Source organism: Bacteroides sp. HF-162 (genome assembly GCF_015679285.1).
In the GTDB taxonomy this organism is placed as follows: domain Bacteria; phylum Bacteroidota; class Bacteroidia; order Bacteroidales; family Bacteroidaceae; genus Bacteroides; species Bacteroides uniformis.
Genome location: NZ_CP064937.1, coordinates 4076838 through 4101250 on the forward strand (window position 1 = coordinate 4076838; position 24413 = coordinate 4101250).

The 24413-nt window shown below is 45.3% G+C and carries 19 protein-coding genes and 2 other RNA genes; 9 read left to right on the forward strand and 12 right to left on the reverse strand.

Translation table 11 applies throughout. The annotated features are described in order from the left end of the window. The first annotated feature begins 112 nt into the window (after positions 1-112). From ITJ87_RS17370 to ITJ87_RS17395, 6 genes are all read left to right on the forward strand, one after another. Positions 113-1045 carry a toprim domain-containing protein gene (locus ITJ87_RS17370; RefSeq protein ID WP_117710135.1) on the forward strand — a complete coding sequence of 311 codons (933 nt, stop codon included), beginning with the start codon at positions 113-115 and terminating at the stop codon, positions 1043-1045. A gap of 184 nt (positions 1046-1229) precedes the next feature. After that, positions 1230-2576, forward strand: coding sequence for a MobV family relaxase (gene mobV, locus ITJ87_RS17375; RefSeq protein WP_117710136.1), 1347 nt, complete (start codon positions 1230-1232; stop codon positions 2574-2576). A gap of 325 nt (positions 2577-2901) precedes the next feature. Further along, positions 2902-4026 (forward strand): GIY-YIG nuclease family protein, encoded by a 1125-nt coding sequence (locus tag ITJ87_RS17380; RefSeq protein ID WP_117748934.1) that lies wholly within the window; start codon positions 2902-2904, stop codon positions 4024-4026. 27 nt (positions 4027-4053) lie between these two features. Continuing rightward, positions 4054-4233: a hypothetical protein gene (locus tag ITJ87_RS17385; protein ID WP_005680237.1), complete on the forward strand. Its 180-nt coding sequence runs from the start codon at positions 4054-4056 to the stop codon at positions 4231-4233. A gap of 37 nt (positions 4234-4270) precedes the next feature. Then, positions 4271-4885: a hypothetical protein gene (locus ITJ87_RS17390; RefSeq protein WP_117589534.1), complete on the forward strand. Its 615-nt coding sequence runs from the start codon at positions 4271-4273 to the stop codon at positions 4883-4885. Between the two features lie 18 nt (positions 4886-4903). Then, complete coding sequence (locus tag ITJ87_RS17395; RefSeq protein ID WP_117589535.1) at positions 4904-6793, forward strand: WG repeat-containing protein; 1890 nt, start codon at positions 4904-4906, stop codon at positions 6791-6793. Between the two features lie 104 nt (positions 6794-6897). Here ITJ87_RS17395 and ssrA (ITJ87_RS17400) read toward each other — a convergent pair. After that, positions 6898-7295, reverse strand: a transfer-messenger RNA (tmRNA) gene (ssrA, locus tag ITJ87_RS17400). Between the two features lie 206 nt (positions 7296-7501). Next, positions 7502-7900, reverse strand: a transfer-messenger RNA (tmRNA) gene (ssrA, locus tag ITJ87_RS17405). A gap of 816 nt (positions 7901-8716) precedes the next feature. Here ssrA (ITJ87_RS17405) and ITJ87_RS17410 point away from each other — a divergent pair. From ITJ87_RS17410 to ITJ87_RS17420, 3 genes are all read left to right on the forward strand, one after another. Next, positions 8717-11545: a beta-glucosidase gene (locus tag ITJ87_RS17410; RefSeq protein ID WP_117964199.1), complete on the forward strand. Its 2829-nt coding sequence runs from the start codon at positions 8717-8719 to the stop codon at positions 11543-11545. Between the two features lie 101 nt (positions 11546-11646). Further along, positions 11647-12774: a lactonase family protein gene (locus ITJ87_RS17415; RefSeq protein WP_005831925.1), complete on the forward strand. Its 1128-nt coding sequence runs from the start codon at positions 11647-11649 to the stop codon at positions 12772-12774. A 70-nt stretch (positions 12775-12844) separates the two neighbouring features. Next, the gene (locus tag ITJ87_RS17420) at positions 12845-13894 is read left to right on the forward strand and encodes a DUF4831 family protein (protein ID WP_057258670.1); all 1050 of its coding nucleotides are present in this window, start codon (positions 12845-12847) and stop codon (positions 13892-13894) included. Between the two features lie 7 nt (positions 13895-13901). Here the strand turns inward: ITJ87_RS17420 and ITJ87_RS17425 are convergent, their stop codons facing one another. From ITJ87_RS17425 to ITJ87_RS17470, 10 genes are all read right to left on the reverse strand, one after another. After that, a complete protein-coding gene (locus ITJ87_RS17425) occupies positions 13902-14255 on the reverse strand; it encodes a PqqD family protein (protein WP_057258649.1) in 354 nt (117 codons plus the stop codon). A 19-nt stretch (positions 14256-14274) separates the two neighbouring features. Further along, the gene (locus tag ITJ87_RS17430; protein WP_117878395.1) at positions 14275-15666 is read right to left on the reverse strand and encodes an MFS transporter; all 1392 of its coding nucleotides are present in this window, start codon (positions 15664-15666) and stop codon (positions 14275-14277) included. Between the two features lie 153 nt (positions 15667-15819). Next, positions 15820-16209, reverse strand: a complete 390-nt coding sequence (secG, locus tag ITJ87_RS17435) for a preprotein translocase subunit SecG (RefSeq protein ID WP_009038088.1) — start codon at positions 16207-16209, stop codon at positions 15820-15822. Positions 16210-16213: 4 nt separating this feature from the next. Continuing rightward, on the reverse strand, positions 16214-16987 hold the full coding sequence (locus ITJ87_RS17440) for a tetratricopeptide repeat protein (RefSeq protein WP_117964198.1): 774 nt from the start codon (positions 16985-16987) through the stop codon (positions 16214-16216). Positions 16988-16991: 4 nt separating this feature from the next. Further along, positions 16992-17516 (reverse strand): LptE family protein, encoded by a 525-nt coding sequence (locus ITJ87_RS17445; RefSeq protein WP_117600431.1) that lies wholly within the window; start codon positions 17514-17516, stop codon positions 16992-16994. Further along, the gene (locus ITJ87_RS17450; RefSeq protein WP_117964197.1) at positions 17503-18753 is read right to left on the reverse strand and encodes a sigma-54-dependent Fis family transcriptional regulator; all 1251 of its coding nucleotides are present in this window, start codon (positions 18751-18753) and stop codon (positions 17503-17505) included. Before ITJ87_RS17450 ends, ITJ87_RS17445 begins: the two co-directional genes overlap by 14 nt. A gap of 1 nt (position 18754) precedes the next feature. Then, positions 18755-19852: a 4-hydroxythreonine-4-phosphate dehydrogenase PdxA gene (pdxA, locus tag ITJ87_RS17455; protein ID WP_117964196.1), complete on the reverse strand. Its 1098-nt coding sequence runs from the start codon at positions 19850-19852 to the stop codon at positions 18755-18757. A 5-nt stretch (positions 19853-19857) separates the two neighbouring features. After that, on the reverse strand, positions 19858-20913 hold the full coding sequence (locus ITJ87_RS17460; protein WP_117600434.1) for a DUF4837 family protein: 1056 nt from the start codon (positions 20911-20913) through the stop codon (positions 19858-19860). Between the two features lie 70 nt (positions 20914-20983). Beyond that, complete coding sequence (rlmN, locus tag ITJ87_RS17465) at positions 20984-22024, reverse strand: 23S rRNA (adenine(2503)-C(2))-methyltransferase RlmN (protein ID WP_117600517.1); 1041 nt, start codon at positions 22022-22024, stop codon at positions 20984-20986. 152 nt (positions 22025-22176) lie between these two features. Beyond that, the gene (locus tag ITJ87_RS17470) at positions 22177-24315 is read right to left on the reverse strand and encodes a peptidylprolyl isomerase (protein WP_117964195.1); all 2139 of its coding nucleotides are present in this window, start codon (positions 24313-24315) and stop codon (positions 22177-22179) included. Between the last annotated feature and the right edge of the window lie 98 nt (positions 24316-24413).

Below are 24413 nucleotides of genomic sequence, written 5' to 3' on the forward strand. Positions count from 1 at the left end.
CTTTAGTCAGGGTGCATATATATAGCGAAGTAAAATAAAGCGGATGCAGCTCACAACATGCAAAAAGTACGGGCGAAAAGAAAAAACAATGTCCACTTAAACAGAAACCCACATGAATACGAATGAAGCGAAGCAGATACGCATAGAGGAATATCTGCACAGTCTTGGCTACAACCCAGTAAGACGGCAGGGAGACAGCCTATGGTACAAGTCACCGTTCAGGGACGAGCAGGAACCGTCCTTCAAGGTGAACGTGGAACGCAACCTATGGTACGATTTTGGCGCGAGCAGGGGCGGGAACATCATCGCACTGGCGCAGGAGCTCTACGCGTCCGACAGCCTGCCCTACCTCTTGGAACGGATAGCGGAGCAGGCACCAAACGTGCGCCCGGTCTCCTTCTCTTTTGGCGGGCAACCACTCTCTAAACCGAGTTTCCGGCAGTTAGAGGTGGTGCCGCTTTCTTCCCCCGCCCTATTGTCCTATCTGCGGCAAAGGGGGATAAATACGGAACTGGCAAAAAGAGAATGCAGGGAGGTGCGCTACCTGACTGACGGCAAACCCTACTTTGCCGTCGGCTTCCCCAACCGTTCGGGAGGCTACGAAATACGCAACAAATTCTTCAAGGGCTGTATAGCCCCGAAAGACATCACACACATACGGCAGGAACAGCCAAAGGAATCCTGCTACCTCTTCGAGGGCTTCATGGACTACCTTTCCTTCCTCACCCTGCGGCTGGAAAGGTGTCCTGCCCGCCCCGACCTTGACGGGCAGGACTACATCGTACTGAACTCGACTTCCAACCTCTCCAAAGCAATCCGACCATTGGGCGGTTACGGGCTCATCCACTGTTTCCTTGACAACGACAAGGCGGGAATGGAAGCCGTTCAGGAACTGCGGGAGGAATACGGGCTACGCATCCGGGACGCATCGCACATATACGGAGGCTACAACGACCTGAACGACTTCCTCCGGAGTAAACAGAACGAACAACCCGAACGGCAGCAGGAGAAGCCGGAGAGGAAAGGCAAAGGTTTCAGGATGTAACCGCACGTGCACCGGACGACTTTTGAAAAAGTCATAGCTCATTAGGGCTTTTTCTTGACGCAATGCACGCATCGCTAAAAAAGCCCCAATGAGCAAAAGGGACGCCGCCCCTTTTGAAACCCCGGAGCCATGCGGCATGGAAGCAAGGCAGGGGAAGTATTAACCGAAAAAATATATTACAGTTATGGGATATGCAGTTTTGCATTTGGAAAAGGCGAAAGGTGCGGACGGTGCAATGTCCACACACATAGAGCGTACCATTCATCCGAAGAATGCAGACAGAACACGAACGCACCTGAACCGGGAACTGGTGCGGTTTCCCGAAGGGGTGAAAAACCGAACGCAGGCGATAGCACACCGGATAGAAACGGCAGGTATCAGACGCAAGGTGGGCACCAATCAGGTGAAGGCAATCCGGGTACTGCTCACCGGAAGCAACAAGGACATGAAACAAATGGAAGCGGACGGACGACTTGACGGCTGGTGCAACGACAACCTGAAATGGCTACGGGAAACATACGGGGAGCAAAACCTCGTATCGGCAGTCCTGCACATGGACGAGAAGACACCGCACATACACGCCACTATCGTACCGATAGTGACGGGAGAACGCAGGAAAGCCAAACAAGACGAACAGAACGGGAAGAAAAAATACAGAAAGAAGAACCCGCAGGATGTACGGCTGTGCGCTGATGACGTAATGGCAAGGCACAAGCTGAAACACTATCAGGACACTTATGCACAAGCCATGAACAAGTACAGTTTGCAAAGAGGTGTGGACGGCTCACTGGCAAGACACGTTTCCACCTCACAATATTACAAGGAACTGGTGGAACAGCAGGACAGCCTGCAAGAGAACATAGAAGCCCTGCTGGGGCTGGAAGAGGAAGCGCAGAAGAGGTTGAAGCAAGTAAAGAGGGAAATCAACGTGCAGAAGATGAAAGGTGCGGCGGTAAACGCCACCACAGTCATAGCGGACGGGGTGAGTTCTCTTTTGGGCGGCAGCAAGGTCAAGAGGCTGGAAGCGGAGAACGAAAATTTGAAGCGAGACATTGTAGATCTGCAAAAGCAGGTACAAGCCGAACAGAGGGAGCAGACAAAAATGGAGAACCGCCACAACAGCGAGATAATCAGGATAGACCGAAGTTACCAGCAGAAAATTGCAGGGTATGACAATAGGCTGAAACAGATAGACACCTATTTCCCTATCGTAACGGAACTGCTGCCCATAGCCGAACAATGCCGGGAAGTGGGGTTCACCGAAGAACTGACAAGGCAAATCGTCAGCCTGCAACCCGTGGAGTTCAAGGGAAGGCTCTATTCAAAAGAACACAAGGAGAAGTTCAGGACGGAGCATTCAACGGCAACCGTAGAGAGAAATCCGCAGGAGAAAGGAAAGTTCCGGCTGTGCATTGACGGAATGCCGATACTTGAATGGTTTAAAATGAAGTTTCAAGAGCTCAAAGAGAAACTGGGTGTAGGCTACACCCAAAAAGAGGAAAACATACCCAAAAGGGGATTGAGGATGTAAAGCGTAATAAAAAATAAGGGGCTTTGGTTTCATTTATTCAGCTGTTTTTCATATTTTTGCACTGGATTGAGTGTGTTCTTTCCAAGACATATTAGAATTTTTAGAAGCGTTATGCTTATCTTGTAGATGAAAACGTAGGAAATTTTCAAAGAGTACAAGGATAGCATAGTGGTTCTCACGCTATAGGCGTGGGCTGCTATATCCATATCTGTACTCAAGGTATTTTCCTACGACCTTCATCTAAGACGTGGCATGTAGGCCCACGCTTCTTTTTGTATAACTCTGCTTAGTAGGGTCTCAGGCGGCTATGTATGAAACCAACAACATGATTTCACAAGATGAATTTTCTTTATTTGACCCTCAAAAAACGAGAGCTTCAGTCTTACCTGATAAGCCCGGTAACTATATCATAGTATTACGTAGTACGTCCTCATTGCCCATAAAAGTGCAAATTTCCACTACTCCCATACTAACCTCTTTTCAGCACAAAAAAGAAAAATACAATGTCGTGTATGTAGGCAAAAGCAGTAAAAGTCTGCGTATTCGTGACTATAAACAACATTTCACTGGCACTGCCGGAAATTCCACAATTCGTAAATCATTAGGATGTTTATTGGGATTCAAACTGATTCCAAGAGACATTAACTCTCCCCAAAACGGAAAAACTACATTTGGTGAATTTGACGAGCGTACACTGACCGAATGGATGAAAGACAACCTGCTACTTTTTTATTATGCAAATAATGATTGTGCAAATGTTGAAAAAGAATTGATTCGCACATATAATCCCCCTCTTAACTTGCAAGGAAATTTCAATAAAACTAATCTTGATTTCCGCAAGGAGCTTTCTGCGCTTCGTTCATGCACTTCAGCGAAACAAGCCCCAATACCAAATAACCAATTAAAACTAAATACTTATCCACAACAAATGCAATGCAGCAATTGTGGTATAAATCTAACAATTGATGAAGGGTTAAAAAATGAGGAGTACATTAAATGCCTTTCTTGTGGTTGTATTATTCAAAATCCCACCTACATACAAAATAAAAAAAATAAAGAACGCCGACAATGGATAGCGGTATTGATTTTTCTTGTTGTGGTTATAATTTTTAATATTTCAAGTAGAGAATACAGCACTTCTTCAAAGGGTAACAATAGAATCGAAAACTACGGGAGCAACAAAGGACCATCTCAAACAAAAGCTATGGCAGGAGTAAGGGTCTATCTTAAACGGCATTATCTTAAAGACCCTGACAGTTATGAAGGAATAAGTTGGGAAGCCTTTGGTATATATAATAAAGACAATAATACTTATTTTGCTCTTCATAAATATAGGGCTAAAAACAGTTATGGCGGTTACGTAGTGGAAGAAAAACTTTTTGTATTGGATTCTGACGGGAATGTTATAAAAGTTGTAGATGACATGAATGAAGTCATTAATGGTTATTGATATTTCCAATGAACAAACAATGAAGTTATGAAGGAGCAAAATGCTGAAAGACTTTCTGAATATGAGAAAGCCCAAATAGAGTTTGCAAAAGGTAAAGCGGAGTTTCTACAAGGATGTGGCGGTTGCCTGATGATTCCAATCATCATTATCATTCTACTTTGTATAGTAATTTTAATAGGTCTAATCGCTTCTCCTTTTATGGATTAATCAAAAAATTTAATTCTAACTTAAATAATATAGCATCATGAAAAAAATTATTACTTCTATTTTCATTTTGATGTTTTATCTTGGTTGTTCACCATCACAGAAGGATGTACTATTTGCAAACGCTTCCGATGAACAAATCATAGAATGGGGTAAACAGTACGTAGTCCATTCCATTGAGGATAGTTTAAAGGAAGGAGAAAGTTACAAAATAATGGAATGGATTTTGGCAGAAAAAAAGACAAGTATTCCCGTTGAAGTATGGCAAATGGATAATACATATAAAAAAGATTCAATACCAGGATGCACCAAGCTATTAGATACACGAGGTATTTTTGATGAACTCGCATTTATAGGAAACGGTGATAGCGCATTTGTAGCTTTCGCTGTTGCATATACAATAAATGAAAAGAATGGGAACTGCTCATTCTTAGAAAAAACATTTACCCTCGATAAAAACGGTAAAGTATCAAATTGCAGCGATTACCTCAGCCCTTCTCAAAAGATGAAACAAACAGAAGAAAAATTCCACAAAGCTTTGGAACAACTGGGACCTTTTCTCATTCAGGCGGTAAAGGAAGGTGCCGCTATGGCAGGCAAAGATACAAGTGGCATAACAAATGTGACGATTAATGGAAAAACATATTCCGAATAACTTATAATATGACGTATTATGAAGAAAAATGAACGTATTTCAAGTATCAACAGTGTATTGCAAGATTATTTTACGAAACATCCTCAAAGCGAAATGACTCTTGCAAAAGAGTTTATGCATCTTTTTATAAAGAATGGCATTTTCAATAAAGATTATAAGGAAGGTTTACCCATTCGAAAAATTCTGAGAGCTTTGGATGATGAAAATTCATTAGACAAAATCCCCTACGTTCATGCCGAAAGGAAACCTAAAATTACTAATTGGTATTTTCGCCCTTTGTTTTTATCGTTTGTAATATTTATGGGTACGCTTTCGAGTTGTTCTTTTAAGTCAAATACCGATTTTCCTGAAGTGACCCATGTAGCTTTCCAAAAAGAAAAACATGGGAAATGGGGCATGGTTGGAGTTGATGGAAACATCTTGTTTGAAAACAAATTTGATAAAAGACCGTCTTATGCAGTAAATGGAGTGTTTAGAGTTTGGGATTATGATACAAATCAATATCTTTACTATTCCGCAACTCCAACTCCTAAATTAATAGGGACTCCAAAAGGTTATAAGCAAGGAGGTGTATGTAGTGAGGGAATAATCCCAGTTGTGTCTACGGATGAACGTATTCACTATTTAACAGAAACGGGAGAAACTGCTTTTTATTTGCTTCCGTATCAGGGGAAGGAATTCTTATGTGTATCTCCGTTCTTTACGGAGCAACGTGCTTGGTTTCGATTAGAAAATCGTAAATGCGGATATATAGATCCACAAGGCAATGTTGTGATAGAACCTATTTATGATAACGCTTTCCCTTTCCATGAAGGAAAAGCTATTGTATATAACAAAGAAGTTGACAAATGGTTAGTTATCGACCCCAATGGAAAAGAATTATTTGAAGCCAGTTCCAATGGATACCAACAATATTCATACACTTTTTTTGAAAACGGATATTGTTTAATAGAAAACTTCTTACTCAATGAAAAAGGCGAAAAAGCACAGAGATTCCCCTCTAATATTTATAGTATTTCACCTTTCATTGACAATGTCGCTTTATTTCAAGACAGTAAAACTGGATTATGGGGACAACTTAACATACAAGGAGAAAGCATTGTAGAGCCTAAGTATTCGCGAGCTTTAGGTATTGTAGGTGATTGGATATATGTTGCTGATACAATTGCTAATTTAAAAGATGACTGGGATAATCAATATATGAATGTATATGCAATAAATTCTAAAGGTGAGATTAAAAATAAAATAGAAAACGTTTCATGTTTTTACCCATTATCCCAATATATCATAATGGCAGAAAATGAGAAATATTACTTTGCTAACAAGAAAGGGAATCCAGTAGACAACAACTCTTATTACAAAATTTCAGTTCCCCCATTTACAAATTCCCCCAGTTACTCATCCTTTTGGTCTTCTTTAATAGCACCTCACTCCTTGTCTGATTATGATGCTTGGGGAGTTGTAACCAATTATATAGATGAAAAGAAAACATTGGCGTCAATATTTGATAAATTAACATCCGATGGCATTGATAGTTTAAAAATGGGTCAACCTATTTCAAGAATTATGGATTTATACAATATAAAACAAATGCCAGCAAGTGGGATGGTTGACTTGCATAACAGAGATTGGGGTATAAATCAAGTTTTTGCAACATATTCCGTCGGCATTCTTTATGAATGTAAGTGTGTAATTGTGATTAAAGTAGAGATTAATGCGAATGCTTCACCGATAGGTGATAATCCTCAAAAATTATTTGATGCTATACCACAATATCTTACAGAAACTTTGGGACTAAAAAGGGAAGATGAAAACCTTTATCGCTCTAAAGATGCTTGTTATGATATTGTTTATTGTAAAGGAGAAAATTCGTTCTTTTTAATGTCTAAAGCGATGACAGAGGAATAGTTAAGAAATATTCATGTATCATCGAACACTTAAAAATATTCCCGCACAGGACATCAAATTCTGTACGGGAATACTTTTATACATAAAAAATAATTATCTAAGTATTGTGGACCTGGGGAGAATCGAACTCCCGTCCAAACGAGGAAACCATATGCTTTCTACATGCTTATCTTTGCCTAAAATTTTCGAACATAAGCAAGACCAAAGCCACCAACTTATGCCTTATCCTCTAAAGTTTCGTAAGAGTTACGAGGAAAAACTCAAACTATTCCCGATTTTACTGTGCCACTTTATCAAACGCTTCGGAACAAGAGCTTTTGAGTGACATCTCGTTTCTACCACTTTGGCGGAAATAAAGCTAATCTACTATACTTCGATTAAGCAGCGAGAGCATAATTTTCGTTGCCAGATAAATTTTTGAAAACTGGGATTATAGTGCCAATCAACCACGCACTGCATGCTTACATACCATTCCAACTCGCTGTCAATTCCAGTCAAGCCCAAAATGATTTTGCAAAGATAACGTTTCTTTATTACTTAAACAAATCCATAGATTAGTATCTTTGTATATTAGAAAATATCATACTGTTAATTTATTTAAGAAATAGACTATCATTCAATATAAAGAATGATAAATAAACATCTGCCACATTAAACCGGGTGTAAATTAGGGTGTATTATTCATAACTACCTAATAATCAACATCTATTGTGGAGCTGGAGGGAATCGAACCCTCGTCCAAACGAGGAAATCATAAGCTTTCTACATGCTTATCTTTGCCTAAATTTTCGTGCAGCGGCAGAACCAAAGCCATCAACCGTTGCCTTATCCTCTAAATTTTCACCCGCGCCACGAGGCTGACACGAACTATCCCCGATTTGACTGCACCACTTTATCGGAATGCTTCGGAGCAACAGCTTCCGAGTGATGTCACGTCCCAGCACCTGGTGCCGGGATTAAGCTTCAATCTACTATACTTCGATTAAGCAGCGAGAGCGTAACGAGTTTCGCCAGATAAAATTTTGAGGACTGAGATTAAAGTGCAAATCAACGACGCACTGCATGCTTACTTACCATTTCTGCCCGCTGTCAAATCCAGTCAACCCCATGACTTTGTAACGGTCTGAAATTTAAAAGATTGCGTAACTCATTGCTAAGTAGGGAGGGTGAAAAAGGGATAAATGCTACTTTATTTTTCATCCTCTACCGCTTTCTTTGGCCCAAAGATACATATTCTTTTATTAGCAATCACCATATATTTACAAATATTAGCTAATACTGACTTTTCGTGATAAAAACAATAATCTTCCATACATAGAATATGTGCACCCCATTGTCATCAATGTTCAAACAGCTACCAAAGCCAGTATCCGTTGACGGAATTACCCCCTGCAAGAGGGAATATCTATCTTCTGTAATGGATATTTGCACAAAAGAGATGGGAAGTTAACGGAAAAAGTCTCTGAAGTTAACTGAAAAACCGGAAAGAATTAAGGAAGCAATCTATCCCAAACTTTGGTTTTTCCATACCCAGCCTTGAGATGTCTAAACCAAGGTTTGGTTTAGACATCCCAAGGTTGAAAAGAAAGTTCTTCCGTACAAGCAACAATTCCGCCAACAGATTCCTATTATATAAATACACCCTCGTTTAACAGATGTAGCCGTAATACTTGTATACACCGCGATTGCATCTACTTTTCAGGTTATTATAGTGTTCTTTCTTTTTAAAAGTGAATGATATGTTTCGTCTAATAATGATTTGAATTCCCCGGTAGCGTCTTGGAGGATATTTTTAGTAAGAGGAAGACCCTTCGGACAATAAAAGCCGATACTTCGGACTATTTTATCCCTTTATTTCACACATTAGCCGTATTTTTGTCAACAAAAGAAACAATAATAACCAAGAGATTTTTAGAACATATCATGAAGAACCTTATTGCCCTAACCCTGCTGCTTGGAGGAAGCACACTGCTCTGCGCACAAAAGCCTGCCAAAACACCGGCAACCTACAAGCCGGTGAAAAGTGAAATGTACCGCAAAGGTTGGATAGACTTCAACAAAAACGGAGTGAAAGACGTGTACGAAGCCCCCTCCGCCCCGCTCGAAGCACGCATCGAAAACCTGCTGCAACAGATGACGCTGGACGAAAAGACCTGCCAAATGGTCACCCTCTACGGCTACAAACGCGTACTGAAAGACGACCTCCCCACCCCCGAATGGAAAGAGCTGCTCTGGAAAGACGGCATCGGCGCCATCGACGAACACCTGAACGGCTTCCAGCAATGGGGGCTGCCTCCCTCGGACAATGCCTACGTCTGGCCCGCCTCGCGCCACGCCTGGGCACTAAACGAGGTGCAACGGTTCTTTGTGGAAGATACCCGTCTCGGCATCCCCGTAGACTTTACCAACGAAGGCATACGCGGCGTGGAAAGCTACCGCGCCACCAACTTCCCCACCCAACTGGGACTGGGACATACCTGGAACCGTGAACTGATTCGCCAAGTAGGACTCATCACCGGACGCGAAGCCCGCATGCTGGGCTACACCAACGTCTACGCCCCCATCCTCGACGTAGGACGCGACCAGCGCTGGGGACGCTACGAAGAAGTTTACGGCGAATCTCCCTACCTCGTAGCCGAACTGGGCATCGAAATGGTGCGCGGCTTGCAGCACAACCACCAAGTGGCCGCCACCGGCAAGCACTTTGCCGCTTACAGTAACAACAAAGGCGCCCGCGAAGGCATGGCACGCGTGGACCCGCAAATGTCGCCGCGCGAAGTGGAAAACATACACATCTACCCCTTCAAACGCGTCATCCGGGAAGCTGGCATGCTGGGCGTAATGAGTTCGTACAACGATTACGACGGTATCCCCGTGCAGGGCAGCTACTACTGGCTCACCACCCGCCTGCGTGGCGAAATGGGATTCCGTGGCTACGTCGTATCCGACAGTGACGCCGTAGAATACCTCTACACCAAGCACGGCACCGCCAAAGACATGAAAGAAGCCGTCCGCCAAAGCGTGGAAGCCGGGCTGAACGTACGCTGCACCTTCCGCTTGCCCGACTCCTTCGTCCTTCCCCTCCGCGAACTGGTGAAGGAAGGCGGGCTGAGCGAAGAAGTCATTAACGACCGTGTGCGCGACATCCTCCGGGTAAAGTTCCTCATTGGTCTGTTCGATGCCCCCTACCAGACAGACCTTGCCGGTGCCGACCATGAAGTGGAAAAAGAAGAGAACGAAGCCATCGCCTTGCAGGCATCCCGCGAGTCCATCGTTCTGCTGAAGAATGCCGGTGAGCTGTTGCCCTTAGACATCAACTCCATCAAGAAGATTGCCGTCTGTGGTCCCAATGCCAACGAAGAAGGCTACGCGCTGACCCATTACGGCCCCCTTGCCGTAGAGGTGACCACTGTACTGGAAGGCATTCAAGAAAAGACAAAAGGCAAGGCAGAGGTGCTCTACACCAAAGGCTGCGACCTAGTGGATGCCCACTGGCCCGAAAGTGAAATTATAGACTATCCTCTGACCGACGACGAGCAAGCCGAGATAGACAAAGCCGTAGAAAATGCCCGCCAAGCTGATGTTGCCGTCGTAGTATTGGGCGGCGGACAACGCACCTGCGGCGAAAACAAATCGCGCACCAGCCTCGACCTGCCCGGCCGGCAGTTGCAACTGCTTCAAGCCATACAAGCCACGGGCAAGCCCGTCGTACTGATACTCATCAACGGACGCCCGCTCTCCATCAACTGGGCAGACAAGTTCGTCCCCGCCATCCTCGAAGCCTGGTATCCCGGCTCCAAAGGCGGAACGGCCCTGGCCGACATCCTCTTCGGCGACTACAACCCTGGTGGAAAGCTGACAGTGACCTTCCCCAAGACCGTAGGGCAAATCCCCTTCAACTTCCCCTGCAAGCCTTCTTCACAGATAGACGGTGGTAAGAATCCGGGGCCCACGGGCAACATGTCACGCATCAACGGAGCACTCTACCCCTTCGGTTACGGCTTGAGCTACACCACCTTCGAGTACTCCGACCTCGACATCACCCCCCGAGTCATCACCCCGAACGAGTCTGCCACCGTCCGCCTGAAGGTGACCAACACCGGCAAACGTGCCGGAGATGAAGTAGTGCAGCTCTATATCCGCGACGTACTGAGCAGCATCACCACCTACGAAAAGAATCTTGCAGGCTTCCAGCGCATCCACCTCGAACCGGGCGAAGCCCAGGAGCTGTCCTTCACCATCGACCATAAGCACCTGGAGCTTCTGGACACCGACATGAAATGGGTGGTGGAACCCGGCGACTTCGTGCTCATGGCCGGCGCCTCTTCCGAAGACATCCGCCTGAACGGAACGCTGACCGTAGAAGACTACCAGACCCGTGCCAAAGCCATTGAAGCCCAAAAACCAGCAAAGCGTGTGAGTGCCAGCACCAACCCAGAGGATGCCGAAAACGTGCTCGACGAAAAAATCAATACCGCATGGCAAGGAAATAAGGGAGATTATATTACCTTTGCCTTGAAGAACGGAGCCAAGGTAGATAAAGTTGCCATTGCCTTTACACGTGACAACAACCTGCCGGCAACCTTCGAAATCCAGCTCTCGGGCGGTGGCGGACAGTTCCTCACCGTATATTCGGGCACCGTCAGCGAATACGGCAAACTGATTTCCTATCCGTTCAAAGGCACTACCGCCAGCGACCTCCGCATCGTGCTGAACGATGACCGCGTCAGTATTGCCGAAGTTAAATTTTAATGTGCTAATGTGCCAATATGCTAATGTACCAATGACCATGCAGCATATACAGCGCAGCCAATTAGCACATTAGCATATTAGCACATTAACACATTAAATTAATGAAAACACTTCTTTTCTGTATGCTCGGATTAGGTTTGACAGCATGTGGCTCTTCTCCAAAGGGCACTAACGGTGACCAGGACGAACTCGCCATGCTAATAGGTACTTACACGAATGGCTCAAGCAAGGGTATCTATACCTTCCGCTTTAATCAGGAGACGGGAACAGCCGTTCCGCTCAGTTCAGCGGCATTGCCCAATCCCTCCTACCTCGTCCCCTCGGAAGATGGCGAATTTGTCTATGCCGTCAGTGAAATGAACGACAGCACAGCAGCCCTCAGCTCCCTTGCCTTCGACCGGGAAACGGGAGAACTGCGCCTGCTGAACACCGTTCCCACCTTCGGCGCCGACCCCTGCTACGTGGCCACCAATGGCCGGGAAGTGTTGACTGCCAACTACAGCGGTGGAACCATGTCCGTTTTTCCTTTACAGAAAGACGGCACTTTGGCTCCTGCAGACACGCTCTTTCAAGGCTCTGCCACCGGTCCCGACGCCATACGGCAAGCCACTCCCCACATCCATTGCACGGTCTTTTCACCGGACGGAAAATACATCTTTGCCACCGACTTCAGTGCCGACCGCATCCTGCGCTTTGTGATGCACCCCGACAACCCTATTCCTCATGCTTCTCTGGAAGCCGTTGGCATTGAGGCAGATTCCGGCCCGCGCCATCTGACATTTAGCCCTAACGGGAAGTTTGCCTATCTCATCACCGAACTGTCCGGTAAGGTCATTGCCTTCAGTTACGACGACGGCTGCTTGGAACAGATACAGACCATCACAGCCGACACCGTAGCCGCCCGTGGAAGTGCAGACATCCACCTCAGTCCGGATGGGAAATACCTCTACGCCAGCAACCGTCTGAAAGAAGACGGCATCGCCATCTTTGCCGTGAATCCCGAAAATGGGACCTTGGCAAAGGTAGGTTATCAGCCCACCGGCATCCATCCCCGCAACTTCAACATCACGCCCAACGGTAAATACTTGCTTGCCGCCTGCCGCGACAGCAATGTCATTCAGGTATACAAACGAAACGAAGTTACCGGACTCTTGGAAGATACTCATCAGGACATTGTAGTTGACATGCCGGTTTGCGTACAGTTCGTCAGCTCTGTTAATAATTTATAAAGCAATATTTAGCAAAGATAACTTCATTAACTTTGTCCCTTAGCTAAATCAGTCTAAACGAATGTACATTATGAAGAAGAATATATTGATGCTCTCAGCTCTGTTCTTGTCTACCACTGCCCTGGCGCAAACAGACGTAACCACCGGTGTGATGCGTGGCAAAGACTACGGAGTGACCTATATGTTACCCAAAACAGAAATAGAAATCGTATTGCAAGCCACCAAGCATACCTACACTCCCGGAGAATTTTGCAGATATGCCGACCGCTATCTGCGTCTCAACAACGTGTCTGCCGAACCCGAGGAGTTCTGGACACTGGATAAGATAGAAACCCGCATAGCCGGTGTACCGGATAAGGACAACGTCTATTTCGTGAAGATGAAAGACAAGACCGTAGCACCCCTTATGGAGCTTACCGAAGACGGAATTGTCCGCTCCATCAACATTCCGTTCAGCGGCAAGCCTGCTGCCAAGACGCCCGAAGCCAAAGCCACCGAAAGCAGCATTGACCCACGCAGTTTTCTGACGGAAGAAATACTGATGTCCAACTCCAGTGCCAAGATGGCCGAGCTGGTGGCTAAGGAAATATACAGCATCCGCGAAAGCAAGAATGCCCTCCTGCGCGGCGAAGCAGACAATATGCCCAAGGACGGCGCTCAACTCAAGCTGATGCTTGACAATCTGAACCAGCAGGAAACGGCTATGACGGAAATGTTCTCGGGCAAAATAAAGAAAGAACCCAAGACATTCACCATCCGGCTGACGCCTAAAGAGATGAAAGATGAAGTGGCTTTCCGTTTTTCCCGAAAGCTGGGAGTGGTGGCCAATAATGACCTTGCCGGTGAACCGTATTATATCAGCGTCACCGACCTCAAAAGTCCCGATGTATCTGCCACCGAGGAAGGCAAAAAGAAAGTGGACGGTGTAGCCTATAACCTTCCGGGCAAGGCACAAGTGACATTGGTGTATAACAATAAGAAATTGTTTGACGACCAACTTCCCATTACCCAATTCGGCACCGTAGAATACCTCGCACCGGTACTGTTCAACAAGAATTCTACCATCAAAGTGCTGTTTGATACGGCAACGGGAGGATTGATAAAAGTGGATAGGGAATAAAGGAATTCTAATTCCGGATTGTCAACTGGATAAATCCATCCTTACGCAACTGCATTACGTAGGCGGTGACCCGGGGAATATAATTCTCTTCCTCCCCAAAGTGCCTGGCAAGTAGATAGATGATTTCGCGCACGGTACGATGTCCATCTATCAGATTCCAGACAGCTGTACCGTGTTCTTCCAGCCTCACATGGATGTCAGGAGACATCCCCTTCGGCAATAAAAAACGACGCATCCATTCGTATTTAAACCGTGGGTAGGCGAGTACGGCGCACTCACCTTCCCATTCGGTTGTTATATGTCCACAGCGGACCGGAACAGCGTCCAACAGACTTACTTTTCCTTCGGGTATTTCCATCATACGGTATCCGCTTTTCCTATTATTTCTGAATATTAGGCTCTTCCAGCTTATAACCATACTTCTTGTCTGCCTTCTTCAGCAGTAGAGCCACTATAAGGGACAAGCAGGCAATACTGGTAAAAATGCACATAGGCACCGTATAGTCATACATATTCGTTCCATCTGGTTTCTTGCCGGATATACAATAGGCATCAAGCACCCACCCTATCAATGTAGGAATACCCCAAAGACCGATATTCTGGATAAAGAAAATCAATGCGTATGCCGTACCCAACTGGCTTACCGGGAATATCTTGGCCACAGCCGGCCACATGGCAGAAGGTACCAGCGAGAAAGCGATACCCAAAATTATCATCAGCACAATAGCTACCAGCCAATAGTTTATATCGGGAATAGCATAAATGAAATGCACACATATCAGCATGGCCGAGCCCAGCAGCATGATAGATGCGGACTTACCTCGCTTGTCAATGAAACCACCAAAGACCGGAGTCAGAATCAGCGCTCCCAATGCCGGAAGTCCGGCAAATGTACCGGCCACATTCTCATTGATACCGTATTTGATAATCATCAACTCGGAAGCAAACTTCTGGAATGGGAATACACAAGAGTAGAACAATACACACAGCAATGCTATCAGCCAGAAACCGGGATTGACCAGAATATTCTTCACATCCTTAAAAGAGAACTTCTCTTCCTCATCTTCCGTACCGGCAGCAATGGCAGCAGCTTCCATCTGTTTGTCCAGCTTCTTGTCCATCACTGCAAAGATGAAGAAAGCAATCATACCGCCCAACAACAGAACCAAACCCAACAACACCGGTGTGGAAATACCGAAAGCGCGGGCCAAAGGAATGGCTACGGCATAACCGGCTTGCGAACCGATACGTGCTAAAGCGACTTGTACCCCCATAGCCGTGGCAAGCTCTTTCCCCTTAAACCACTTGGCTATGATTTTGGAAACTGTAATACCGGCGACCTCCGCTCCTACTCCAAAAATGGAATAACCGGCAAAAGCAACAAACACACCCGTTTTATAGCCAAATATTTCATTGATTCCGAATAAAGTCGCGTCGGCACCGGCAAGTCCCGTCATTGCATAGTATTCAAGTGCTGTACCACCTACCATCAGGATAGTTGCCAGCTTTCCGGTGAAACGGATACCAAAGCGGTCGAGGATTAATCCTCCCCAAATCAACATCAGGAAAAAAACATTCAGAAAACTATAACCACCGGTAAAGAATCCGAAATCGGTACTCGACCAAGCCAAGTCCGTTTCCAACATTGTCTTCAACGGTGCTACCACGTCGTTTACATAATAAGCTGCCATCATCGTGAAGGCAACAATCACCAATGCCCCCCAACGGGTAGCCTTGGAATCATTCAATTTAAGTTTGAGTTGTTCTGTCATTGTACTATTTGGATTTCAATTTATTAATCAGATTGCATAAATTGCTGACAAAGGTAAATAAATACTTCATTAAAACGAAAAAAGGTTGACACCTTTTCAGTATCAACCTTTCTCTTATTTTTCCAAGCGGGAGTCATCCGCAATATCCTTATCTTATTCTGCTGCTGGGGCTTCTGCTGCAGGAGCAGGAGCTTCAGCCGGAGTTGTAGCTGCAGGGGCCTCCGATTGCGGAGCTTCTGTACCTACGGGCATGTTATAAGGATTAGTTTTTTCTTCTTGTTGCGCCTGTTCCAGAATCACATCACCGCCCTTACCTGTGGAAGAAGGAATAGTGTAAGCAGAAACAATACTGAAGACTACCATGACAGCTGCCAGAGTCCAAGTTGCTTTTTCCAAAAAATCCGTAGTCTTGCGCACACCCATAATTTGGTTGGATGATGAAAAGCCTGATGCCAGACCGCCTCCTTTAGAATTTTGAATCAATACAATGAAGCACATCAGCACAGATGCAATCAGCATTAAGATAACTAATAATAAATACATTTTGTTATTTTGATTTAGCGTTAATAATCAATTTCTCCAAAAATCTGATTTGGTCTGCAAAGTAAGCATTTTTTTTTGGATAATTCAAACTTAATTTTTTAATAATTTCAAGTGCCTTGTCATATCTGTGCTGTTTTATATAGATTTTGGCTAAAGTTTCCGTAAAACAGCTATCGTCCAATTCTTCCGTTACCGGCGATACGGAGCGCTCTTCCTCTTCTTCAGTCTCTTCCTCCTTCTCTACAAGAAACTCTCTTCTCGTATTCGCGACATCTGGAGACTCACTCTTTTGAATAAAGTCATCTATCAATTCATGTCCGCGCAGTTTAGGTACTTCCTGCTCATTTTCTGCATCTACACCAGGTTCTTCCTGCATTAAATAGGCCGTATAATCCACCGCATAATCCAGCTCTGTATGCTGTGAATGCTCTTCGGGAACAGTAGCCAAAAACGCATCTATCAAGGAAAGGGTACGGTCTACACTCGGCTCTTTCTCCGAATCGCCGGAAAAAAGCGACGAGACCTTCTGGGATTTCAAAGTATAGCGGTCACCCTCTATAAAGTAAAACAACACACGACGGTCTGCCACATACAACACAGCCTTGCGCAGCTCCGCGCCAAAGTTGATGTCGTGCAGCAGATAGAGGTTTTTCAGATAGAGCAAACGGAGCGACTGGAAATAAGGATAGCGTGCCACCAATGTGCGAAGCTCGTACAAAGTATCCCTATTCAGCGTCTCGGGATGCTGAATCCATTGTTGCAAATGGGTAGGCGTCATGAGTTTACCAGTTAGCTATAGTTGCATTGAAAATCTGTTCAGCAATGTCCTTCACCATCAGGGTTATCAGCTGGTCCTGCACATCGGTCAACAATTGTGAGGAATCATAGGTCTGGAAAGCCGAGAACTGCTGTTCAAAGTCCTCCTCATGGTTCGTGTTATTGGTGTAGCGCACGTTAACTGTCAGTGTCACCTTCACCTTCGAAGAGAAACCGCTGGCATCCACCGATTCATTATATTGGTTGTAACCGGTTATTTCTCCGTCTATGTCCAAGTCTCCTCCGGAGTTCACCAATTGCAGGCGAGTCTGCTGAATGAACATATCCTTCATTTTCTGATTAAACTCTGTTGCCAACGGTGCATATACATACTCTGCCCGGTTCTGGAAATCGGCAATGGAAATCGTTTTTACCTTTGTATAGTCAATAGAGCTTATCGGAGCAAGTCCCAACTTCATACTACATGAATTCACCAGAAATAACAAGCTTACCAACAAGGAAGCAAATGCCGCTTTTTTAATCCAATCCATATTCTTTTATCTTTCTGTATAACGTACGCTCAGAGATATTCAAATCCTGAGCCGCACTCTTACGCTTGCCGTGATGTTTTTCAAGCGCTTTACGTATCATTTCTTTCTCCACTTCATCCAGGGAGAGTGACTCCTCCACATATTCTTCCGTATCCTGGAAGTCATCGTCCACTGGAGTAACCGGCTTCACCGAAGGATGTATAATAGTAGGGACACTGGATGTCACCGGAGGTACCACCGCCGGAGTGACCGGCGCATAATAGGTAGATGTGGCAACCGTCGGATTGGATACCGTTCCCCTTTCAGCCATAATCTCATGCACCAGCTTTTTCAAGTCCGTTACATCCTGACGCATATCAAACAGAACCTGATAGAGAATTTCCCGTTCACTTCCGAAGCTCTTGTCCTCCTTCACTCCAAAGAAGGCAGGCAGGCGCTGCATATTGTTCTGCTCAGGCAGATAGCCCTTCAGTATGGATGCATTGATTTCACGATTGGTCTCAATGATGGATATCTGCTCGGTGATATTCTTCAACTGGCGCACATTACCCGGCCATGAGTAGCTCAGCAATACTTGCTTGCCGTCTTCCGTCAGCTGAATGGCAGGCATACGGTACTTCTCCGCAAAGTCCGAAGCAAATTTGCGGAACAGCAGCACCACGTCTTCACCGCGTTCGCGCAATGGAGGAACCTGAATAGGTACTGTGTTCAAACGGTAATACAAGTCTTCACGAAAGCGTCCGTCAGCAATGGCCTGTGTCAAGTTTACATTGGTAGCGGCAACAATACGCACATCGGTCTTTTCCACCTTAGAAGAACCTACCTTGATGAATTCACCGCTCTCAAGCACACGCAGCAAGCGTGCCTGGGTAGGCAAAGGTAATTCGCCGACTTCATCAAGGAAGATTGTTCCGCCGTTGGCTTCACCGAAATACCCCTTCCGTTCACCGATAGCCCCCGTGAATGCACCTTTTTCGTGGCCAAACAGTTCCGAATCAATCGTTCCTTCGGGAATGGCCCCACAATTCACGGCAATGTACTGTCCATGCTTGCGCCGGCTGTATTGGTGTATTATCTGCGGAAAGCTCTCCTTTCCCACACCACTCTCTCCAGTAATCAGTACAGACAAGTCGGTAGGCGCTACCTGGATAGCGATATCAATGGCACGCATCAGCGCTTCGTTATTGCCGATGATGCCAAAACGTAATTTTACTTGTTGTATTTCCGCTTTTGTCATTCTACAAATCTTCTTCTACACTATCGAGTTTCAGTTTGTCGCTATCGTCACGTTTCTCGTAATATTGCTTGCGCAGCGGATTTGCATGTGCCTCTTTCTCACGCTGGCGGTTACGGAACACATCTATAGCCACATAGATAGCCTGCCGGAACGAATCTTCAGAGGCAATTCCTTTCCCGGCGATATCGTAGGCCGTTCCATGAGCAGGCGAAGTGCGTATCACCGGCAAGCCGGCAGTATAGTTTACGCCCTCGTCCATAGCCAATGCCTTGAACGGTGCCAGCCCCTGGTCGTGATACATGGCCAGGATACCATCAAAATGGATAAAGTTATCTGAGCCCATAAACCCGTCTGCCGGATAAGGACCATAGCAAAGCATACCCTTAGCAGCCATTTCGTTGATGGCCGGAATGATAATCTCCTGCTCTTCAGTTCCCAGCAATCCACCATCTCCTGCATGCGGATTCAGTGAAAGCACTGCAATACGCGGTGCGCCGATAGCAAAATCCTGCTTCAAGGAGCGGTTGAATATCTTCAGTTTTTCTTGTATCAGTTCTTTGGTGATGCTTCCGGCTATCTCTTTAACGGGAATATGTCCGGTCACCAATGCTACCCGGAAGTCATCTTTCATCAGAATCATAAGGGCCTTCTCGCCATCTCCCAATTTCTGCTCTATATACTCCGTATGTCCGGGGAAGGCGAACTCCTCCGACTGGATGGTGTGCTTGTTGATGGGAGCTGTGACAATCACGTCTATCATCCCCTCCTTATATTCCTCAATGGCTTTTTCCAGTGCACCAAGTGCAGCTTTACCAGCTTCAACGTCAGGTTTAGAAAACTCAACCTTTACTTCATCATCCGTACAGTTCACTACACTCAAGCGATTGGGAGCCGCTTCGGAAGCGGAGTTGACGATACTGAAGTTGGCAGGCAAGTCCAATGATTTACGATGATAAGCTGCCACTTTAGGCGAACCGTAGATAATCGGCGTACACAATTCCAGCATCACCGGGTCTGCAAACGTCTTTAAAATCACTTCATACCCTACACCATTAATGTCGCCTTGTGTAATGCCGACTCTTATTTTGTTATCTTCCATTTTTATTACTTATTATTAGTAGTATCTTTTGCGGTTACACCTACCGGAATCTCCTCACCTTCCTGCTTACTGCCGGGCAGTTTCAAGGTATAGAGCGAAGCCTCCATCTGACGCACCAGATTACGTTTCATTTTATCAGGTGAATAAATAAATATTTCAGATACAATTATACGCTGATTGGCTTTGTCCAAACGTACATGCGATACGAACGGACCACCCATGAAATCACCCTTCACACGCCACAAGCCGCGGGCCTCCAGTGCATAGTCTCCCTGCACACTGATGGGACGTACATCGGTCATCAGAGAATCCGTCGACATATACATACCTTCTTGGGCACCCGGGATATTGATTTTCATCACAGAATCGCGTTTATGAACAAAATATTCTTTAGTAAACGTATCCTTATCCGTATAAGGATAAGAGTAGATTACAAAGTTCTGATCACCGGTAGCCGCATTCGTACCTGCCCAGAAGAAGTTCTCCCCCTCCTTGGTAGATGTCAGTTCGCCCGGCACCCATACATCGCAATCGAACTGGCTTTTCACCTTCGTTGCTATATAGTCGCTATGCTTGTCCTTCAATACTGAAATCTGACGGTTCATTTCCGCATGGGTAAAGAAATCGATGATTACCTGCTTGTTCTCCTCCACAAATTTCTCGAACGAAACCTCGTCCGGCGCCTGAATAGTGAGAATAGACTGAGGAGCGGCATACACATTCCTTGCATACTTGAATTTAGGCTGGGTATAGAGATCCTTATTCACATCGACAATAATGATATTGCGAATCAGTTTTAAAGTGGCATCATAATTGGAAGGGGCAGTATACATGATTCGGAATGAACGTTCTGACTGGGGAAGCCCCGGAACATCAGAATCAAGCACATCGAAAAGCGCCCTACCGGCAGGACGTTCCCACAAGCCGGGCTCCACCACTACCAGAACTTCATACGCACGACCGCTGGAGGTCGGAGTAAACACACCCTTTTTACCACCACCGCAGGCGGAAAAAAGTGTCAGTACGAGAACCATACTTAAATAAAACAAGTGCTTTCTCATATCTCTATCATTTTAGTTTTTCACAAAGCTACGAAGAATGCGTAATATCCTCCCTACCTAAGTTAATAATTTATATTAATTCTTCTTTATTCTCCTCCTGCTTGGCAGTGGACAACATGCCACAAGCGGCAAATATATCCTCTCCACGCGACGACCGTATAGTGGTAAACAGACCGTGAGAAGTCAGATAATCACGGAACGCAATCATGGTTTCCATATCGGCTCCCTCAAGATTCACCCCAGGTATGGCATGAAAACGAATCAGGTTAATCCGGCAGTCCAACCCACGTAGCAGCTTCAGAAGTTCCTTTGCATACGGTAACGAGTCATTCACTCCTTTGAAAACAATATATTCAAAAGATAGTCTGCGCTGTTTGCTAAAATCATAGTTTCTTAACAATTCTACAATCTCCGTGATGGAGAACGCCTTCTCTGCCGGCATCAGCTCGCGGCGTTGCAAAGGTATCGGCGAATGAAGGCTGATAGCCAGGTGGCAATCCGATTCCTCAATAAAACGCAGCAAGCCCTTCTTCAGTCCCACAGAAGAAAGTGTAACACGCTTGGGACTCCACGCATACCCATAAGAGGCGGTCATTATTTCCAGCGCTTTCAATACCTCGTCCAGATTATCAAGTGGTTCGCCCATACCCATCATTACCACATTGGTCAGCTTGTCCCTTTCGGGCAACGAATTGATCTGGTTAATAATCTGGTTAGATGTCAGATTGGCGGTAAAACCCTGCTTGCCGGTCATGCAGAATTTGCAGTTCATCTTGCAGCCCACCTGGGAGGAGACACAAAGCGTAGCCCGGTCTTCGTCGGGTATATAGACAGCTTCCACAAAATGTCCCTCGCCTGCCCGGTACAAGTATTTCACCGTACCGTCTACAGAGCGCATGGCATCTACCGGCGCTTTGGCACCTACCTCATAGATTTCTTTCAGCAATTCCCGATGCTTCAACGAAAGATTGCTCATTTCGTCTATAGAAATCACCTTCTTGTCATACAGCCAGGAAGCTATCTGCTTGGCAGAGAAACCGGGCATTCCCAGATTCTTCACCACATTCTGCAATTCAGAGAGCGTCAAGCCCAATAGAGGTCGTTTCTGCATATCGTTTTTCATTAAAACAAAACTCTTTCAAGAATGCAAAGGTAGGAATAAAGTTGCACAAAGACAACGGAGAGTGTAGAAAATGAAATGTACAGACAATGAAAAAGCCGCCCGGAAGTACCGGACGGCTTTTCAATATATTTTTTCTATTCTTAGAAGAATAAATAACGTTGGTCTTTTACGTTGGCTTTCAGATACAAGTCACTGATGAACTGGCTTGCCATGCGTGCATGCATGTTGGCCAAGTTATCCTCTTCAGTTTCCTTGTTGAATGTTTCGTTCAGTTTCTCTTTTGCATAAGGTTGCAGAACGAATACACCACCATTACCCTTGATAGGAGCACTCAGCTTGTTCACTTCGGCAATAGAAGCGTATGCGCCTACCAGAGGTTCGCTGCTACGCAATGCCGGGATATAGGCAGGAGCAGAGAAAGTAACGTGCTTTACAGAATCACTGACAGCATTTGCCATATTCTTATACTGCTCGAACGAAGTTGCATTGGCAGCCTTCATATCAGCCATAATCTTCTCTGCTTTCTTGTCACGGAGAATTTCAGCTCTCAACTGGTCTTTTACCAAAGCCAGTGGGCGATAGCCTTCAGGAACAATACTTGCAACACCTACTACCAGCATATGGTCGCTCTCGCCACATTCGTACAAACCGGAAACTTCACCGGCTTTTGCCTCAAACGCCCATTTCAAAGCATCTTTGGTACCTCTGATACCACCGATACCATGTTCAGAGCTGTACAAGTCGGCTCTATCCAGCAACTTATAACCAGCATCTTCCGCATTGGCAATCATTTTCTCTAAAGTATTGTTTGCAGCAATAAACTGGCTGAACTCATTGTATGCCTTACTGTAAGTTTCCTTACTGAATTCTACCGGACGCTTGATAACGGCTACCTTATATTTATCCTTGACAGCCTTCTTGTTGGTTACCTGCAAAATGACATTTGCCTGTCCCAACGCCAAGTTGGTCAGCTCGTTCTGTCCCAAAGTAGTGACAGCAGTAATATATTTCAAGTTGTCACCGTCAATCTGTGCGCCTTCGTAATTAGCAGAAGAAATCCAGGTAGGCTCACCGGTCTGACCGTATTTCTTCGCAACTTCAGCAAAGCTGGCACCCTCCTTAATAGCATTGTAGATGCTGTCGGCCAAAGTCTTCGTCTTTTCAGCATCTTCAGCAACCACTTGAATCTGACGGAACTCGATAGAGTCCGGCATGGCAGCAGTAGCCAATTTCTTGAAAGAGTTGAGAGTATTGTCCGATACGTTATAATAAGGTCCGAACACACCACCCACCGCAACAGAGTCCAAACGGGCAGTCACATCAGCGGGCAGAGACTTAGTAGTGTAGAACAAGTCTGTATAAGAAGTTTCGGAACCGGTAGAACGGATGAAGGTAGTATAGTCAGAAGGATTGGCAATAAGTTGCTCCGTATATTCCTCCATTTCCTTTTGGAGAGCAGCTCTGTCTTCTGCACTTGCAGTTACCTGCACATCAATAAACTTAATGTTACGGGTTTCCACATATTGCTTGAATTGCTCTTTCTTCTTATCGTAGGCAGCTTTCAAGTCAGAATCCTTGATGACAATAGTAGAATCAACAATAGAAGAATAGGGAACTGCTGCAAGCAACAGGTCTGACTGATCCACTCTTGCATCAAATGCATCCTGAGCTTCCACAGGATTGGAGAAGAGAGATTTCGTAATCAAAGCCTGATACTTTTCCTGAAGACGAGCCTGGATAAGAGACTTCTCAAGGAAAGACCAGAACTTATACATAGACTCATAATACTCTGCATAATTGGAAGGCATCTGTGCCTTGTTCATCTTGGAATAGTCTACTAGGAACTTCTTCAACATATCCTTATCGAACGCACCGGTCTGGGGATTACGGAACGGAGTCTGTTGCAGCATCGGATGCACACCGGCATCAATGATAGCCTGAACTTCCGCCTTAGATACAGACAAGCCAAGTTTCTTAGCTTCTTTTTCAATCAGTTTATTATTGACGTATGTTCTCCATACTTCATCTTTGATTCGGTTGGTTTGTTCATCGCTCAATGCACTGTTGCCACTGGAGAACTTGATAACTTCTGTATATTCTTCTACCAATGCTTGAAAATCCTGAGCGGAAATTGTCTCCCCGTTCACTTCACCAACGTCTTGTGACTGGTGTGGCTGAAGCACTTTCCACGCGTCACCTGCGATGAAAGCAAACAGCGCCAAACCAATAACAATCACCAATAAAGGTCCTTTAGACCGAATGTTTTGTAATGTTGCCATTTTAGTTAATATGATTTATTTGTTTATTATTATTTTCCTAACATGTTCATTTTAGCGCACGAAGATACAAAAAATGCTAATACGCATCCATTTATTCT